General features: G+C 71.2%; 13 protein-coding genes and 1 pseudogene. 5 read left to right on the top strand and 9 right to left on the bottom strand.

What is annotated here, in order from left to right; all coding sequences use genetic code 11:
* The first annotated feature begins 23 nt into the window (after window positions 1–23).
* Window positions 24–2,399: a malto-oligosyltrehalose synthase gene (treY, locus tag AB0I23_RS17785; protein ID WP_359110220.1), complete on the top strand. Its 2,376-nt coding sequence runs from the start codon at window positions 24–26 to the stop codon at window positions 2,397–2,399.
* A 32-nt stretch (window positions 2,400–2,431) separates the two neighbouring features.
* Here the strand turns inward: treY and AB0I23_RS17780 are convergent, their stop codons facing one another.
* On the bottom strand, window positions 2,432–3,484 hold the full coding sequence (locus tag AB0I23_RS17780) for a cytochrome P450 (RefSeq protein WP_359110218.1): 1,053 nt from the start codon (window positions 3,482–3,484) through the stop codon (window positions 2,432–2,434).
* A gap of 189 nt (window positions 3,485–3,673) precedes the next feature.
* A complete protein-coding gene (locus AB0I23_RS17775) occupies window positions 3,674–4,267 on the bottom strand; it encodes a DUF1707 and FHA domain-containing protein (protein WP_359110216.1) in 594 nt (197 codons plus the stop codon).
* A gap of 184 nt (window positions 4,268–4,451) precedes the next feature.
* Between AB0I23_RS17775 and AB0I23_RS17770 the strand changes: the two genes are divergently transcribed.
* The gene (locus tag AB0I23_RS17770; RefSeq protein WP_359110214.1) at window positions 4,452–5,480 is read left to right on the top strand and encodes a GNAT family N-acetyltransferase; all 1,029 of its coding nucleotides are present in this window, start codon (window positions 4,452–4,454) and stop codon (window positions 5,478–5,480) included.
* Between the two features lie 489 nt (window positions 5,481–5,969).
* The gene (locus AB0I23_RS17765; protein ID WP_359110213.1) at window positions 5,970–6,881 is read left to right on the top strand and encodes a GNAT family N-acetyltransferase; all 912 of its coding nucleotides are present in this window, start codon (window positions 5,970–5,972) and stop codon (window positions 6,879–6,881) included.
* Here AB0I23_RS17765 and AB0I23_RS17760 read toward each other — a convergent pair.
* Window positions 6,853–7,983 carry an alpha-L-fucosidase gene (locus tag AB0I23_RS17760; RefSeq protein WP_359110211.1) on the bottom strand — a complete coding sequence of 377 codons (1,131 nt, stop codon included), beginning with the start codon at window positions 7,981–7,983 and terminating at the stop codon, window positions 6,853–6,855. The genes AB0I23_RS17765 and AB0I23_RS17760 overlap by 29 nt on opposite strands.
* A gap of 482 nt (window positions 7,984–8,465) precedes the next feature.
* Window positions 8,466–8,641 (bottom strand): annotated as a pseudogene (locus AB0I23_RS17755) (family 1 glycosylhydrolase); the annotation flags it as partial.
* Window positions 8,642–8,798: 157 nt separating this feature from the next.
* Between AB0I23_RS17755 and treZ the strand changes: the two are divergent.
* Window positions 8,799–10,559, top strand: a complete 1,761-nt coding sequence (gene treZ, locus AB0I23_RS17750; RefSeq protein ID WP_359110209.1) for a malto-oligosyltrehalose trehalohydrolase — start codon at window positions 8,799–8,801, stop codon at window positions 10,557–10,559.
* Between the two features lie 122 nt (window positions 10,560–10,681).
* On the opposite strand, the gene AB0I23_RS17745 is transcribed toward treZ, so the two are convergent.
* Together AB0I23_RS17745 and AB0I23_RS17740 are read right to left on the bottom strand one after the other, a co-directional pair.
* Window positions 10,682–11,809 (bottom strand): aminopeptidase P family protein, encoded by a 1,128-nt coding sequence (locus tag AB0I23_RS17745; protein ID WP_359110207.1) that lies wholly within the window; start codon window positions 11,807–11,809, stop codon window positions 10,682–10,684.
* Window positions 11,810–11,879: 70 nt separating this feature from the next.
* A complete protein-coding gene (locus AB0I23_RS17740) occupies window positions 11,880–12,515 on the bottom strand; it encodes a nucleoside/nucleotide kinase family protein (RefSeq protein ID WP_359110205.1) in 636 nt (211 codons plus the stop codon).
* Between the two features lie 87 nt (window positions 12,516–12,602).
* Here AB0I23_RS17740 and AB0I23_RS17735 point away from each other — a divergent pair, with 87 nt between their 5' ends.
* Complete coding sequence (locus AB0I23_RS17735; protein ID WP_359110203.1) at window positions 12,603–12,992, top strand: VOC family protein; 390 nt, start codon at window positions 12,603–12,605, stop codon at window positions 12,990–12,992.
* Window positions 12,993–13,023: 31 nt separating this feature from the next.
* Here AB0I23_RS17735 and AB0I23_RS17730 read toward each other — a convergent pair whose 3' ends face one another.
* From AB0I23_RS17730 to AB0I23_RS17720, 3 genes are all read right to left on the bottom strand, one after another.
* Complete coding sequence (locus tag AB0I23_RS17730) at window positions 13,024–13,155, bottom strand: hypothetical protein (RefSeq protein ID WP_359110202.1); 132 nt, start codon at window positions 13,153–13,155, stop codon at window positions 13,024–13,026.
* Window positions 13,156–13,890: 735 nt separating this feature from the next.
* Complete coding sequence (locus tag AB0I23_RS17725; protein WP_359110200.1) at window positions 13,891–14,322, bottom strand: hypothetical protein; 432 nt, start codon at window positions 14,320–14,322, stop codon at window positions 13,891–13,893.
* A gap of 98 nt (window positions 14,323–14,420) precedes the next feature.
* A partial coding sequence (locus AB0I23_RS17720; protein ID WP_359110198.1) for an RHS repeat-associated core domain-containing protein occupies window positions 14,421–16,256 on the bottom strand: 1,836 nt, incomplete at its 5' end.

Raw genomic sequence — 16,256 nt, 5'->3', positions numbered from 1 at the left:
ACGGGCTGGGTACGTACGTTCGCATGACGCCCACCGCCACATACCGGCTCCAGCTCCAGCCGGACTTCCCGTTCTCGGCCGCCGGACACGCGGTGCCGTATCTCGCCGCGCTCGGCGTCTCCCATCTGCACCTGTCGCCGGTCCTCGAAGCCGTGCCCGGCTCCAGACACGGCTACGACGTGATCGACCACAGCCGTGTCCGGACCGAGCTCGGTGGTGAGGAGGGGCTGCGGCAGCTGGCAACCACGGCGCGGGAGCACGGACTCGGGCTGGTGCTGGACATCGTGCCGAACCACATGGCCGCCGTCCCCCGCCACAACCGGGCCCTGTGGGAGGTCCTCCTCGAGGGGCCCGACTCGCCGTACGCCCGCTGGTTCGACATCGACTGGGCGGCGGGCGGCGGGCGCGTGCTGCTGCCGGTACTCCCCCGGCGCATCGGCGACGAGATGGAGCGGTTCCAGGTGGACGGGGAGGTGCTGCGCCACGGCGAGCAGGAGTTCCCGCTCCGGGCCGGCACCGCCGGTCTTCCGCTGCCGAAACTGCTGGACGCGCAGCACTACCGGCTCGGCTGGTGGCGGCTGGCCCGTACCGAGCAGAACTACCGGCGGTTCTTCACCATCTCGGACCTCATCGGGGTGCGGGTGGAGGACCCCGAGGTGTTCGCGGCCACCCACGGCAAGATCCTCGAACTGGTCCGGGACGGTGTCGTCGACGGACTGCGCATCGACCATCCCGACGGGCTCGCCGACCCCGCCGGCTATCTGGAGCGGCTCGATGAGGCGACCGGCGGGCGGTGGACGGTCGTGGAGAAGATCCTCACCGGCACCGAACCGCTGCCCGCGGGCTGGGCCGTCGCCGGGACGACGGGGTACGACGCGCTGCACCGGATCGACGGGCTGTTCACCGATCCGTCGGGCGCCGCCGAGCTGCTCGGCCGGTACCGGGAGTTCGCCGCCCCGGCCGGTGACCGCGGCGGCTACTGGTCGCCGACGGTCCGCCGGGCCGCGTACCGGGTGGTGACGCATGAACTGGCCGCGGAGACCGCGCTGCTGACCCGTCTCGCCTCACGCATCTGCGCCGAGGACCCCGCGCTGCGCGACCACGCCCCGTGGGCGCTGCACACCGCCGTCCATGAACTGCTCGTCCGTGTCCCGGTCTACCGCCCGTACGTCACGGCGGGCGGACCGCGCACGGAGGCGGCGGAGGCGGCGCTGCCGGAGACGGCCGTACGGGACGCCAGGGCGTTGTTCTCCGTGCCCGAGGAGGCGGCGGCCGTCGATGTGGTGCGGGACCTGGCGCTCGGGCGGCTCGGCGACGGGCCGGACCGGGCGGCGTTCTGCGCCCGGTTCGCGCAGACCGCGTCGGCGCTGCGGGCCAAGTCGGTCGAGGACACGGCCTTCTACCGGTACGTGCCGCTGATCTCTGCGACCGAGGTGGGCGGTGATCCGGGGTTCCCCGCAGTGGCTCCGGAGGAGTTCCACGCGTTCTGCACCCGACTGGCGCGCGACTGGCCCGCCACCGGCACCGCGCTGACCACGCACGACACCAAGCGCAGCGCGGACGTGCGGGCCCGGATCGCGGTCCTGTCGGAGTGTCCGCAGCGGTGGTCGGAGCTGCTGACGGAGCTGGCGCGGACAGCCCCGACGGCGGTCGCGCCCGATCCGCAGCTGGCCTGGCAGGCCTGGCAGACGGCGTTCGGCTGCGCGGGGCTGCCCGCCGGTGAGATGGCGGGCCGTCTCGAACCCGCGCTGCTGAAAGCCGTACGGGAAGCGGGACTGTTCACCAGTTGGACGGAGCCCGACCCGGTGTACGAGCGGGCGGTGTCGGACTTCGTCGCGGCCGGTCCCGGCGCCGGCACCGGACCGGCACGGGAGGCGTTGCAGCGGTTTTCGGCCTCCCTCGCACCCTTCACCCGGGCCAACGCGCTCGGCGCGGCCCTGGTGCAGCTGACGATGCCGGGAGTGCCTGACCTGTACCAGGGGACGGAGCAGGAGTACGTGGCACTGGTCGACCCGGACAACCGTCAGCCGTTCCGCCGCCCGCCCGAGGACGGTCCCGCCGGCGAGAAGGCGGCGCTCACGGTGGCGGCACTGCGGCTGCGGCGGAATCGGCCGGAGCTCTTCGGCGAGTCGGGGACGTACACCCCGCTGACCGCGCAGGGCCCGGCGGCCGCGCACTGTCTGGCCTTCTGCCGCTCCGGCGAGGTCGTCACGGCGGTGACCCGGCTGTCGCTGCGGCTGGCCGGGGCGGGCGGCTGGCGCGGGACGACGCTGGCGCTGCCGGGAGACGGGCCGTGGACGGATCTGCTCACGCCGGGACGGGAGTTCCCGGGCGGTTCGGTCGCGGTGGCCGAGCTGTTCGCCGACCGGCCGGTGGCACTGCTCCGATCCTGTCGTTGAAAACGGACCGGTCCGGGGCCGGGGACCGGCACTCAGCCGGGTTGTACGAGGAGGGTCCGCGGCCCGCGGGTGAGCAGCCCGGTACTGCACGGACGGAATCCGTCCGCCCAGCGGAGCCGGGGCATGGCGTCGAGCAGGGCGTGCACGCCCTGTTCGGCCTCCAGCCGCCCGAGCAGGACGGCCGGGCAGGACTCCGGCCCTGCGATGGACCTGCCCTGGTCGGTCCGGAAGGGGTCGAAGAGATCGGGGGCTGCGTACCGCTCCGGGTCGCGGTTCGCCGCGCCGATCAGACAGGCGACGGGCGCCCCTGCGGGGAGCGTGCCGCCGCTGACCCGCACCTCGGCGACGGTGCGGCGCAGCACGACCTGCACGGGCGGGTCGCGGCGCAGCGACTCGGTCCAGGCGCGGTGGGCGAGGGCGGGTTCGATCCGCAGGGCGGCCAGGAGGTCGGGGTCGTCCAGCAGATTGGCGAGGAAGGAGGCGAGCGCCGTCTCGCGAAGGCCGGTCCGGCCGGCGCACGGGGCGGTGGGGTTGCCGGGCGCCTGTCCCAGGTCCGGGGAGGCGGCGGAGGCGGAGGCGGCGCCCACGGGCAGCCAGCGGCAGAACTCCTCGACCAGATCGGCCTGTTGCCACCCCGCGATGCGGCGCGCGAGGACGTAGGCGGTCCGTTCGACACGCTCGGTGAGGTGGCGGGGAACGGTCGCCGCCGGCCGCGCGATGTCCTGCGGCCGTGGCAGGCAGAGCCTGCTGCCGTGGCAGAGCCCGCGCGGCGCGGGGCCGCCGCGGGGCTCGCCGTCGTGCGGGAAGCCGGTGAACCGTGGGTCGGTGAGGGCGGTCGACACATCGGCGTGCCTGCTGAGCAGCCAGGCGCCGAGGGGGGCGTCGTAGCTGAGCGGGTACTCCTCGCGCAGCACGCGGTAGAGCCGGTACGGATCGTGCGCGGCGCCGGGCGCGAGCAGGCTGGGACCGGTGCCCGGCCGGGCGGTCCTGCCGGGCCGGCCGGGACGCGCGGTCCGGGCGGCGCGCTGACCGAGGTCCGGCACGGAGGCGGACGGGGGTATGCCGTCGGGCGCGTCGGCCTGCATCCTTGCCCCCGGAGTCGGTGCGCTGCTGTGTGGCGCGGATGAACCAAGGGGACCACTGCGGAGGGCTCAACGCAGCGGAGGTACCGCCGTTCGGGCGAGGGTGCCGTCGCCCGCAGCAACTCCGCGAACGCCGCCGCGGCCCCCCTCAGCTCCGGCCGGGAGAACGTCGGGCGTGATCCACGCCCCGGCTCAGGCCGGACGCCCGGGAAGCCCCGGCGCCCCGGGCGGCTTGAGCGCGGGCGCGGACAGCCGGAAGGCGATCCGGCCGAAGCTCACCTGATCCCCGTCGCGTACCGACACCGCACCGGTCACCCGCTGCCCGTTCACACACGTGCCGTTGGTCGAGCCGAGGTCGCGCAGGATCCAGCGGCCGCCCTGCACGGTGAGTTCGGCATGCTTGCGCGAGACGGTCTCATGGGTGAGCCGCAGCCCGTTCGCCGGATCGCGGCCGATGAACACGGGGTACGGGCTCGGGGCGGGCAGCAGCAGTTTCGGCAGCCTCTCGGCCTGCCAGGCCCTGCGTACCCGGGCCGGGAACCCGGACACCTCGCCGACCACCCGGAACAGCCCCCGCGTCCACCGGCCGTCGCTGCGCAGGTCGGCGGTGAGTGCCGCCAATTCCTCCGGGCGGCGGGCGGCCAGGGCCAGTTCCATGCGTCGTACGAACGTGTCGTGGGAGAGCCGGCCCTGCGCGGCACCCTCTCTGAGCACACCGAGAACACGGTCGCGCTGAGCGTCGGACACCCGCGCGGGATACGTGTGGAACTCGAAGGACGACGTCACAGGATCAATTGTCGGGGCGAGCGCCCCGGGGTGTCCAGAACAAGCCCGCTTTCCGCCCGCCTGACCAGGGCGGAACGGACCTGCCCGAATATTCGCGGTGGGCGTCCGGGGAACGCTGCTACCGTCTGCGGCCGCGTGCCGTGCGGTGCTCACCGCACGGCGGGACGCGCCCCAAGGAGGCTCTGTGACCGCTGTACCCCCGGCCCTGACTGTCCGTCCGCTCACCGGGCCGGACGAACTGGGCCTCTTCTGCCGTCTGTCGTACGTCCTCGACCACGAACTGGCCGACGACCTCGCGACGGGCCGCCGCCGCCCCGAATGGATGTGGGTGGCGCTGCGCGGCGACCGCGTGGTCGCCCGCGTCGCCTGGTGGAGCCAGGGCGGGGACATACCCCTCGCGCTCGACTTCTTCGACCTCGACGACACACTGCCCGAGCCCGAGCGCACCGAGACGGGTCTGCGGCTGCTGAGGGCGGCAGCGGCGACCGTCCTGCCCGCCGGTGTCCCGCGTCCCGAGTACGGTCGTTTCGTACCGCCGGACTGGCGCGAGGACCCGGTGGTCCGCGATCTCGTCGAGGCACGGATCCGGGTGATGGAGCGCACCGGTGCGCGGATGCTGGTCGAGCGGCTGCGCCTGGAGTGGCGGGCCGGTACGCCGGTGCCCGCCGACAGCGGCCGGCTGCGGTTCCGCCCGGTGACCGGACGCGAGGATCTCCTCGCGCTGCTGGCCCCGGTGATGGAGGGCACGCTCGACGCGCACGGCCAGGAGGACCTGGCGTCCGGACTGTCCGCCCGCGAGGCGGCGGAGAAGCACTACGACGAGGAGCTCGGCGCGTACAGCACCCCGCGGGAGTGGTGGCGCATCGCCGAACTCCCGGGCGGTGAGCCGGTCGGGTTCGTGATCCCGGCCCGCAACAGCTACAACCCGATCATCGCGTACATCGGCGTGCTGCCCGCGCAGCGCGGTCACGGGTACATCGACGACCTGCTCGCCGAGGGCACCCGGGTGCTCGCCGCGCAGGACGGGGTGGAGCGGATCCGGGCGGCGACGGACCTCGGCAATGTACCGATGGCGAAGTCGTTCGCGCGCCTGGGGTACGTCAATTTCGAGCGCGCGCTCGACATGATCTGGGATGAGGACCGACCGGCACATGGGGGTTCACAACTGCTTGGCACACAAGCCGCTTTGGCGAACATGGGCACGATTGAGTGAACGGTGCGACGATCTGTGGGCATGACTGGCGGGGTGTGCGTAACGTTCTCGGTGCGATCTGGGACGCCGGGTGTGGCGTCAGCAGCCGGGGCCCCCGCGCCACCAGCGAGATGGTTCGGGGCCTCCCCGTCGCCTCTGGCCACACCCATATGGCCAGGTCGTAGGGATGCCGCCCACCCGGGACGGACCGCATACGGGATATGCGTCGCCGACCGGGACGCGAAAGCGGAGGACCAGTGCGCCCAAGACCGTTCGGGGCGTGCCGGTGAGCCAGGACTCACTCCTACTCACTGCCCAGGAACGGTGGTCCAATCCGGTGGACGGTCCACCGCAGGACCGGTTACGGTGGCCACCCGCCCGAAGGCCGAGGAAGGAGGCGAGAACAGTGCGTACGTGTGCCACTTCATTCCCGCGCTCCCGTCCCGTTCGCCGGGCGGTTTCGGTTTCGGTCTGACCGGGAGCGCATCGCTTCTTCCGGAGGACTCTTCCATGACCGACCTGGTCGTCCGCGCGCTCACCGAGAGCGACGCACAGCTTTTCCGCACCCTGCCCGACCGCGGTCTCGTCGGCCGCGCCGCCTTCGGGCACAGCTATGCCACCGTGCGCGAGGGTGGTGAGTACCGCCCCGAGTGGACCTGGATCGCCGAACGCGACGGTGTCGTGGTGGCCAGGGCCGCCTGGTGGTCGGGGCCCGAGGACACCTCACCGGTGACGCTCAACTGGTTCGACTTCGCCGACGGCGAGGACGAGGCGGGCATCGAACTGCTGCGGCAGTCACCGCTGTACGCCGAGTACGAGCTGATCCTGCCCGCCGGCTGGCGGGATCGGCCCGACGTCGCGGCCGCCGCCGAGGCCAGGATCTCCGCCGCCCGCGCGGCCGGAATGAAGCCGCTGGTCGAGCGGTACCGGTACGAGTGGACGCCGGAGTGCGGGCTGCCCGAGCGGCCCGGCCGGCTCACCTTCCGGCCGGAGCCGGACGACGCGGTGATCCTCGACGTGCTGCGCCGCGTCCACTCCGTCACGCTGGACGCGCACGCCCGCCGGGCGATCGAGGGACCCGGCGGTCTGGAGCAGGCGGCGCAGGAGGAGCTCGACTTCTTCCACTGGTGCCCCTCGCCGCGCTCCTGGTGGCAGCTGGCCTACACCCCCGAGGGCGCAGTGGCCGGAATCCATGTGCCCGCCCGTAACCCGGGCGGGCCGTGCATCGGCTTCATCGGGGTCGTACCGGAGCAGCGGGGCCACGGTTACGGGTACGACCTGCTCGTCGAGTGCACGCACTTCCTGGCCGCCGAGGGCGCCGAGTTCATCGCGGGCGCCACCGATCAGGGCAATGCGCCGATGGCTGCCGCGTTCGCCCGGGCGGGCCATCCGGTCAGCCAGGAACGCATCCACCTGGTGTGAGGTTCGGGGTGAGCTCCGCCAGCCAGTCCAGGCGGAGTTGCTGCTCGGCGGGGATGGTCGCATCCTCGCCGCGCGGCCCCACATTGAGCAGCAGGTTGCCGCCCGCGGCCGCGGTCTCCGTGACCAGTGAGGTCAGCGCGGGTCGGCTGAGGAAGGCGTCGGGTGAGGAGTTCCGGTTGTAGCCGAAACTGTGGTCGATGCCCCGGGTGATCTCGTACGGGTCGGGGCCGGTGTAGCGGGCGAACTCGGGGGTGCGGAAGTCGTAGTACGGGGGCTTGCGCGGCACGAACCCCTCGCCCTGCGCGATCGTGCGGCGCTCCCACCGGTCGTACAGGGCCTTGGCGCCCGGCAGGGCGAGGGCGCGCCACATCGGCGCGTAGGGGAACAGCCGGTCGTTGACGACGCCGTGCGGGACGGTGAAGCGGAAGTACTCGATGAGCCGCTGGACGTCGGTGCGCGAACCGGGCCAGGCGATGTCGTTCCACAGGATGTCGGGCCGGTAGCGGCGGATCAGTTCGCGCATCTGGGCGTCGGCGTACGCGGGGTAGTCGCCGCGCGGCACGGCGGAGACGGTGTCCGCGCCGGTTCCGATGGGCCGGTCGTCGAAGGTCCAGTCGAGCCCGCCGGAGTAGTAGACGCCGAACCGCAGCCCTTCGGCCCGTACCGCGTCGGCGAACTCGCCGACCACGTCGCGGGTGGTGTGCCAGCCGGTGCGGTGCGGGTTGCGGACCTCGGAGGGCCAGAGGCAGAACCCGTCGTGGTGCTTGGTGACGAGGACGGCGTAGCGGGCGCCGGCAGCACGGAAACTGCGCGCCCAGGCCGCCGGGTCCCAGCCGTCCAGGCCGTCGTTGAAGTCGTGGCCGAAGTCGGTGTACGGCCGGCTGCCGTGGGTCGCCCGGTGGTGGGCGGAGACGGGGCTGCCGGGGAAGCGGAGCGCGTTCTCGTACCACTCGGCGTACGAGGTCCAGCCGAGCGGCGTCCGGCGGCCGGCGAGGGGCAGCTCGTCGGCGGGAACGTACGGCGGGGCCCAGCCCGGTACGGACGCGGGTGTCCAGTGCACAAAGATCCCCAGCTGGGCCTGGGACCACCATGAAGCAACCATGGCGCGAAGTATTGATCATTGAGTGGGTCGTTCGTAAGATCCGGGCGCCCCGGGCCTGAGCCGAGGGAAAGTCCGTGCGGTACCACCGAGCTGATGGCGAGCGGCCGATGACCGTGGACGACACCCGCACGGAACCGCGGTCCCGGGTGGGCGGCGGCTGGATCAGTGGTCTGGTGCTGGCCAACCTGGGTCTGTACATGGCCTTCCTCACCCCGATCCAGGTGCTGCTCGCCGAGCAGATCGACGATCTGGCCTCGTCCGGCAAGGAGGTCGCGCTCGGCTGGGCGACCGGCGTCGGGGCGCTGGTCGCCGCCGCCAACACGCTCGCCGGTGCGCTGTCGGACCGGACGGGCGGCAGGTTCGGCCGCTGCCGCCCGTGGATCGTGGGTGGTGCGCCGGTCGGCGCGGCCGGTCTGGTGGTGACGGCGGGGCAGACGACGGTCGTCGGGGTGGCGCTCGGCCGGTGTCTGGCGCACAGCTGGATAGTGCTCGTGGAAGCCGGTGCCGCGGGTGGTGTCCGTGCCGTCCTTGATCCGTCCCGGCTGGGCGGCGAAGGCGTCCCAGCCGGAGGGGCCCTTGCCGTCGGTGTCGGCCGCTCCTTCGGTCTGGAAGGCGGAGGTTCCCCGGAGGAATCCGGCGGGAATGTCGGCACGGTCATCTCGGCCGCCAGCAGCCGTACGAATGAGCAGAACCTGGCAGGGCAATGATCAGGATCAGACCTTAATCGTCAGTAACGGGCTCGATCCAGTGTCGTGGGCCGGTGATCCCGCCTTCTGCCGACCATGGGGCCGGAACGAGGAGACGAGGAGCGACGCATGTGGTTCGAGGTATGGGCACCGAAGGCGGATACGGTCGGTCTGCGGCTGGCGGGTGAGCTGCGGGCGATGGAGCGCGACCCGGCACGGGCGGGCTGGTGGACGACCGAGGCGGATGCCGCGGACGGGGACCGGTACGGCTTCGTCCTCGACGGCGGCCCCGTGCTGCCCGATCCGCGCTCGCGCCGCCAGCCGGACGGCCCGGACGGCGAGAGCGCCGTCGTCGACCAGGAGGCGTACGCCTGGCGCAACGAGTGGGCGGGGCGGGGACTGCCCGGCGCCGTCCTGTACGAGCTGCACATCGGCACGTACACCGAGGAAGGCACCTTCGACGCCGCCGCGGCGCGGCTCGGGCACCTCGCCGAGCTGGGCGTCACCCATGTGTCGGTGATGCCCGTCTGCCCGTTCCCCGGCACGCACGGGTGGGGTTACGAGGGGGTGTCGCTGTGGGCCGTGCACGAACCGTACGGCGGCCCGGAAGGACTGAAGCGCTTTGTCGACACGGCGCACGGGCTCGGTCTTGCGGTGGTCCTCGACGTGGTCCACAACCACCTGGGACCGTCCGGCAACCACCTGCCCGCCTTCGGCCCGTACTTCACCGAGACCCACCACACGCCGTGGGGCGCCGCGGTCAACCTCGACGCCGCGGGATCGGACGAGGTCCGCGCGTACCTGCTGGGCAGCGCGCTCGGCTGGCTGCGCGACTACCGGCTCGACGGACTGCGGCTCGACGCGGTCCACGCCCTCGCCGACACCCGCGCGCTGACCTTCCTGGAGGAGCTGTCCGCGGCGGTCGACGCGCTCGCCGCGGAGCTCGGCCGTCCGCTGACCCTGATCGCCGAGTCCGACCTCTGCGACCCGCGTACCACGGCGCCGCGCACGGCAGGCGGGATCGGGCTGCACGCCCAGTGGAACGACGACTTCCACCACGCCCTGCACACGGCCCTGACCGGCGAGTCCCAGGGCTACTACGCCGATTTCGCCACCGCCCCGCTGGCCGCCCTCGCCAAGACCGTGACGCATGCCTTCTTCCACAACGGCACGTACTCGAGATTCCGCGGCCGCACGCACGGCCGCCCCGTCGACACCGTCCGCACCGCGGCCACCCGCTTCGTCGGCTATGCGCAGACCCACGACCAGATCGGCAACCGGGCGCTCGGCGACCGGCTCTCCGCCACGCTCTCCCCCGCTCTGCTGGCCTGCGCGGCGGCGCTGGTACTGACCGGACCGTTCACCCCGATGCTGTTCATGGGCGAGGAGTGGGGTGCCCGCACCCCCTGGCAGTTCTTCACCGACCACACCGATCCGGCGCTCGCCGAGGCGGTACGCAACGGCAGGCGGCGGGAGTTCGCGGCGCACGGCTGGGCGGCGGACGACATCCCGGACCCGCAGGAGCCTGCCACCCGCAACCGCTCCTGCCTGGACTGGACGGAACCGGAGCGCGAACCGCACGCCCGCCTTCACGCCTGGTACCGCGAACTGATCGCGCTGCGCCGCACCATGCCCGATCTGTCGGATCCGGATCTGGCCGCGGTGAAGACCGCCCATGACGAGCAGGGGCGCTGGCTGGCGTACCGCAGGGGCGATCTTCGGATCGCGGTCAACCTCGACGAGAAACCGGCCACGATCCCGCTCGGCGGCGGACGGAACCGGACCAGCATGGGCAGGGTGCTGGCCGCCTGGGAGCCGGTGGCGGCGCCGGGCGCGGACGGGCTGCTGCATCTGCCGCCGGAGTCGTGCGTGGTACTCGCCGACGACTGAGGGTTCACGGAGGCGGGCCGCACCTGCATCGACACCGTCGGCGAAGGCGCGACCCCTGCCGTACCCGTACGACGTACAGCGCCCGTTCCGCGACCGGGAGCCGAACGCTCCTCCCGGTCCGGCTATTCGACGATCGCCAGCTCGCGTGCGGTGGTGTTGAGCCGCCGCCCGCCGTCCTCCGTGACGGTCACGATGTCCTCGATGCGGACGCCGAACCGGCCCGGCAGATAGATGCCGGGCTCCACGGAGAAGCACATCCCGGGCACCAGCGGCTGCTCCTCGCCCTCGATCATGTAAGGGGGCTCATGGGTGGTGACGCCGATGCCGTGGCCGGTGCGGTGGATGAAGCGCTCGCCGTAACCGAACTCGGTGATGACGGCGCGGGCCGCCCGGTCGATCTCCTGGCAGGCGACCCCGGGCCGGACCGCGCGGCAGCCGGCCTCCTGCGCCTCCCGCACGATGTCGTGCACCCGCTGCTCCTCGGCGGTCGGTTCGCCGACATGGACCGTGCGGGAGGTGTCGGAGCCGTAGCCGTGCTTGAGGCCGCCGAAGTCCAGCACCACCATGTCGCCGCGCTCGATGGTGCGGTCGCCCGCCTCGTGGTGCGGGTTGGCGCCGTTGGGCCCGGAGCCGACGACGGTGAAGTCGACCTGCGAGTGCCCGAACCGCTTGAGCAGCGCGGCGAGATCGGCGGCGACGTCGGTCTCCTTGCGGCCGGAGAAGCGGACCTTCAGGATCTCCTCGTACGTGGCGTCGGCGGCGGCCCCCGCTGCCGCGAGCCGCTCCAGCTCGGCGGCGTCCTTGACCGCCCGCAGCATCGGCAGCGCCTCGGTGAGGGAGACGTACGAGGTGCCGGGGAGGAAGTTCTGCAGCCCGAGCAGGTGCATCGCCCAGGCGTTGTCGCTGATCCCGAACCGGCCGGCCGCGTCGAGCAGCGGGGCTGTCACGGCGTACGGGTCCTTGCCGTCGGTCCAGTCGCGCAGGGTCAGAGCCGGGGAGCCGACGGCCTCCTCGGCGTCCGGTGCCTCCAGAGTGGGGACGACGAGGACCGGGTCCTGGCCCGCCTTGAGGACGAGGAGGGTGAGGCGTTCGGTGTTCACGGGGTGGTAGCCGGTGAGGTGGACGAGGTCCGGGCCCGGTGCGACGAGGACACCCGCGAGCCCCGCCTCGGCGGCGGACTCGGCGGCCCGCTCCATCCTCGCCCGGTAGTCGTCGGCGGTGAACGGCACGGGCTGGTTCTCGCTGGACATGCGGACCTCCTGGCGATGCGATAGGGCATACAGCATCCTGCCCGGCGGCGGGGGCGGGCGCGAGTGGGGGTCAGGGCGCCGGACGCAGCCGTACGACGAGGTCGGCGCGGTCCCGGCCACGGTCGACGAGCCGGGCATTGGTCTCGTCGGACCCGGCCACCCAGCGCTCCGCGTACGACCGGGGCTTGCCGAACCGCACATGGCGGTCGACGAGCCTGCGGACCCGTACGTCCGGGTCGAGGTCCAGGAACCAGACCTCGTCGAGCAGTCCGCGCACCGGCGCCCAGGGGCCGTCGTCGTGGAGCAGGTAATTGCCCTCGGTGACGACGAGCGGGATGTGCGGTGACACGGGAACGGCCCCGGCGATCGGCTCCTCCAGGGTCCGGTCGAAGGCGGGGGCGTAGACGGGCCCCTCCTCCCCGGGCGCGCGCAGGCGTCGGAGCAGGGCTGCGTACCCAGCGGCGTCGAACGTGTCGGGGGCGCCCTTGCGGCCGGCGCGGCCGAGCCGGTCCAGCTCGGCCCCGGCCAGGTGGAAGCCGTCCATCGGGACGAGGACGGCGAGCCCGGCGAGCGCGTCGACGAGCTGGGCGGCGAGGGTGGACTTCCCGGCTCCGGGCGGCCCCGCGATGCCGAGTATGCGGCGACGGCCGGGGGCGGCGATCCGGCGGGCGCGGGCCGACAGTTCGCCGACGTCACTCAGGTGCATGCGAGGCATTGTCCCGGCATGGGAGGCGCGCTCGGTAGTGTTACGTATAACTCTGTACGCCCCAGCTCCGCACCCCGAGGAACCGCCATGTCCCACATCTCCCTGGTCACTCTGGTCGTCCGCGACTACGACGAGGCCCTCTCCTTCTACACGGACGCCCTCGGCTTCGAACTCGTCGAGGACACCGACCGCGGGGACGGATCCCGCTGGGTCGTCGTCCGCCCGCGCGGCGCCGCGGCGGGTACGGGGCTGCTGCTGGCCCGCGCCAAGGACGCGGACCAGCGGGCCTCCGTCGGCACGCAGACCGGCGGCCGGGTCGGCTTCTTCCTGCACACCGAGGACTTCGCGGCCGACCACGCACGAATGCTGGCGGCCGGAGTGCGCTTCCTGGAGGAGCCGCGCCACGAACCGTACGGCTCGGTCGCGGTCTTCGAGGACCTGTACGGCAACCGCTGGGACCTGCTCCAGCCCGCGTGAGCCGCGGGCCTCTCAACCCGCAACGGCATGGTCACTGGCCGCTGTTACGTTCAGTGGCATGACTGACCGTGCACTCCAGCTGTTGCGGAACAACCGTGAGCTGGCCGAACCGGCCGCGTTCCCCTTCGACTTCGACCTCGGTCGCGCCGATCACGTCGAACACGTGGTGCTGGCGTCCGGCGCGGCACTGACCCCGATGGCGGGGGACGACACGGGCGGCACCTATTTCGTGTGCGGGGACCCGGATGCGGACGGGCCGGTGCTGTACGCGTCGTCGGACGGCATGGCGGGGCTGATCGGCGACAGCGTGGACGAAGCGCTGGAGATGCTGACCGGGCTGCCGGGCTGGCACGACTACGCTAGAGCTTTGTTGGGTCCTGTGGTGTGGTTCTGGTGTCGGTGCGGATTGGCCGCATATCGAGCAGGCGCCGGTCCAGGTGGCCAGGAGGGCCTGAAGCGCGCGGAGGACCGCGTAGAAGGTCAGGCCGGCGCAGGCGCTTTGGGGTCGAGCCTGAGCATGGTGCAGAACGCCTGGGCGAGGGTGACGTGGCGGTGCCAGCCGGGGAAGTTGCGGCCCGCGGCGCACCCGCGGCGTCACGCGCCGGCCCACCTCGAACAGCCCGAGGACATTACGGACGCACCGCCGAGCAGATCAGCACCGAAACCCCCTGACGAATTCGAGGCCAACGAGGGGGAATGCCAGGAGTCCAAGCATCTGCGCTGGCACGTGGTCCACCGCAGGGAGTCCCAGGAACCGGGTTGGTGGGGCCTGACGAACGCACCAGCGGGCGGCCACGCAAACCGCTCGGCTGGGAGGTTCCCCAGCCGAGCGGCTGCTCAACCTGCTCGCGGTCTGGTCAAACCGACCAGGTGCGGCGACGGGCCTTCAAGGGCGGTGTCACGACATACACACCATCTCGAGGTACACACGTACCATGTTGCCCCGCGCCGTCTGCACATCCACATAGACGGTGCTGTCGCAGGTCGCGGTTGTGATGTTGTACCGTCCCGAATCGACCGTGACGCCCTTGGGGATGGTCTGCCACCGCCCCTTGTCGCCGGACGATTCGATCGGAACCAGTTCCACTTCGCCCCCGCTGGAGGACTCGAGGAACGGCGCCAGGTCGGCCCTGTCGATCTCGAACTGCATCTCTCCGGCAGAACCCGACCAGTCGTCCTGATCGCAGAACTTCACATTCTCGGCCCGCTCGGGAAGGACCAGCCGGTAGGTGTTCAGGGTGTCCCTCAGGGACTTGCCCCGCGCACACCTGGTGAACATCCGTGAGTCATCGGCTGCTTGTGCGCTGGTCACAGTCACTGCCTCGAACATCGCGTACGCGATACCCGACATCGCGAGCAGGCCCAGCAGCAGTATCCCTACTACGGTCATTCCTCGCCCTCTGCGACTACCCATGTCCTCCCCCGCAGCTAGAAGTAGTGCATGGTACTGGTTCCGACCATGTCATATTCCTGTGCCCATCCATGTTCATGCAGGTCGACGAACTGCCCGAGGTCGATCTCCTTGCCCGTCGCCTCCGTCAGGAACGGGACAGGCGCGGTCTTCCCCCGGTCGAAGTTCCAGTTCTTGAAGAGGTCCACCTGGTACCGCGTCCGCGCTTCGCCTCCGGCACCCATGGTGACGGAACCGGTGACCCGGAACTTCACACTGCCGATGGCGTTCTTGGCATCAAGACGCTGGAACTTCGTCTTCAGCCACCCACTGTCACCGGAGAACGAACACGTGCCGCCGCCTGCGCACTGGCTTGTCGCGTACGACTCCCAGCGCTCCAGCTCCTTCTTGAGGCCGCGGCTCAGGCCCTCGTCCTCAAGAAGGTTGTCCACGGTCTTGCTCTGCAGCGTGTAGGTGTCTCCGCTCTGCTCCCGGTAGCGGTTCCAGAGGTCGCACGACAACTGCAGACCGGACCAGCACGCTCCCTCGGTGATGGTGTTGTACAGGCTCATTGTCTGTGTAAGCGCGTAGTTGAACCAGTCCTTCCCGCTGGACTTGGAGTCGAAGGGCGCAACGTCGTGCGGAGTGTTCGGCGAAGAGCCGGCTTCGTCGCTCTTCGGAATCGGCGAGGACTTAGCCTCCCAGCCAGTCGACGTCATACGGCAGCCCACACCCGGATCGTCACAGTAGTCGGGACGGTGTCCGTCCAGTTCAACCCGGCTGATGGGGTTGCCGCCCGTGAAGGCGTACCGGTTGCCGGTCATGGGGTCGTTGCCGAGGTTCATGTCGGCGAGGGCGCCGTTGTACATGTCTCGGGTCGTGAAGCGGTTGAGGCCGGGGTTGTAGTCGCGGAAGCCCATGTCGTAGGTGCCGGACTGGGCGTCCCAGCGTTTGGCGTTGAAGCGGTAGGGGTTGTAGGCATCCTTCGTGGGGTCTGTGGTGTCGGGCTTGTCGATGCCGGTGAACTCGGACTTGTCGTCGGAGCCGTAGGCGGTGTAGCCGTACGTGGCCTTCGAGTCGCCGTTCTTGTCGGTCAGTGTTTCGACGTCGGAGTGGCTGTTGTAGCCGTAGAAGCCGTCCTCCGTCGTCCCGTCGGTGTTGTGCTTGATCTGTGACAGGCGCTCGCCCCAGGGGCTGTACTGGTAGGACTTGGTCAGCTCGCCGGCGACCTTCTCGTCCAGGACCTCGCCCGACAGACCCAGGTACTCGAAGTCTGTCGTCTTGCCGTCCGCCGTCTTCGACGCGGTGCGGTCGAGCGGGTCGAAGGTGTACTTCGTCGACCTCAGCGCGCCGGTGTCGTCCGCCTTCTGGGACTCCACAACGTGGTCGAAGCCGTCGTACACGCTGCGCTCGATGACCTTGCCGCCTGAGGTGACCGAATCCTGGCGGCCGAACGGGTCGTAGTTGTAGTTCGCCGTCGTACCGCCGGTGGTGGCCGTCAGCAGGCGGTTGCGGTCGTAGTTGTAGGTCGTGGATGTGCCCTTGACGGTCTGGCTGATGACGTTGGCGTTGTCGTCGTGGACGTAGGTTTCCGTGCCGGCGCCCGTGCCGGTCTTGACCGACTTGGCGAGCCGCTCGACGGGGTCGTAGGTGTAGTCCGTCGTGGACGACAGATACGCGGCGTGGTCGTCGGCGTTCATCTTCTTCGCCACGTCCTGCGCCTTGTTCCCGTTCGGGTCGTAGGCGTAGGTGTGGGAGGCGACGAGCGTGCCGTTCGGTTTCTTCTCGCTCGTGGACTTCAGCGCACTGTCCAAGTAGTACGTGTAGTCGACGGTGTTGTCGTTGGCCTTGGTCTCCTTCAGTTTCTGGCCGCG

Origin of the sequence: Streptomyces atratus (assembly GCF_040655115.1) — a bacterium.
In the GTDB taxonomy this organism is placed as follows: Bacteria; Actinomycetota; Actinomycetes; order Streptomycetales; family Streptomycetaceae; genus Streptomyces; species Streptomyces atratus_D.
This window is presented reverse-complemented; position numbering and strand designations above follow the sequence as displayed.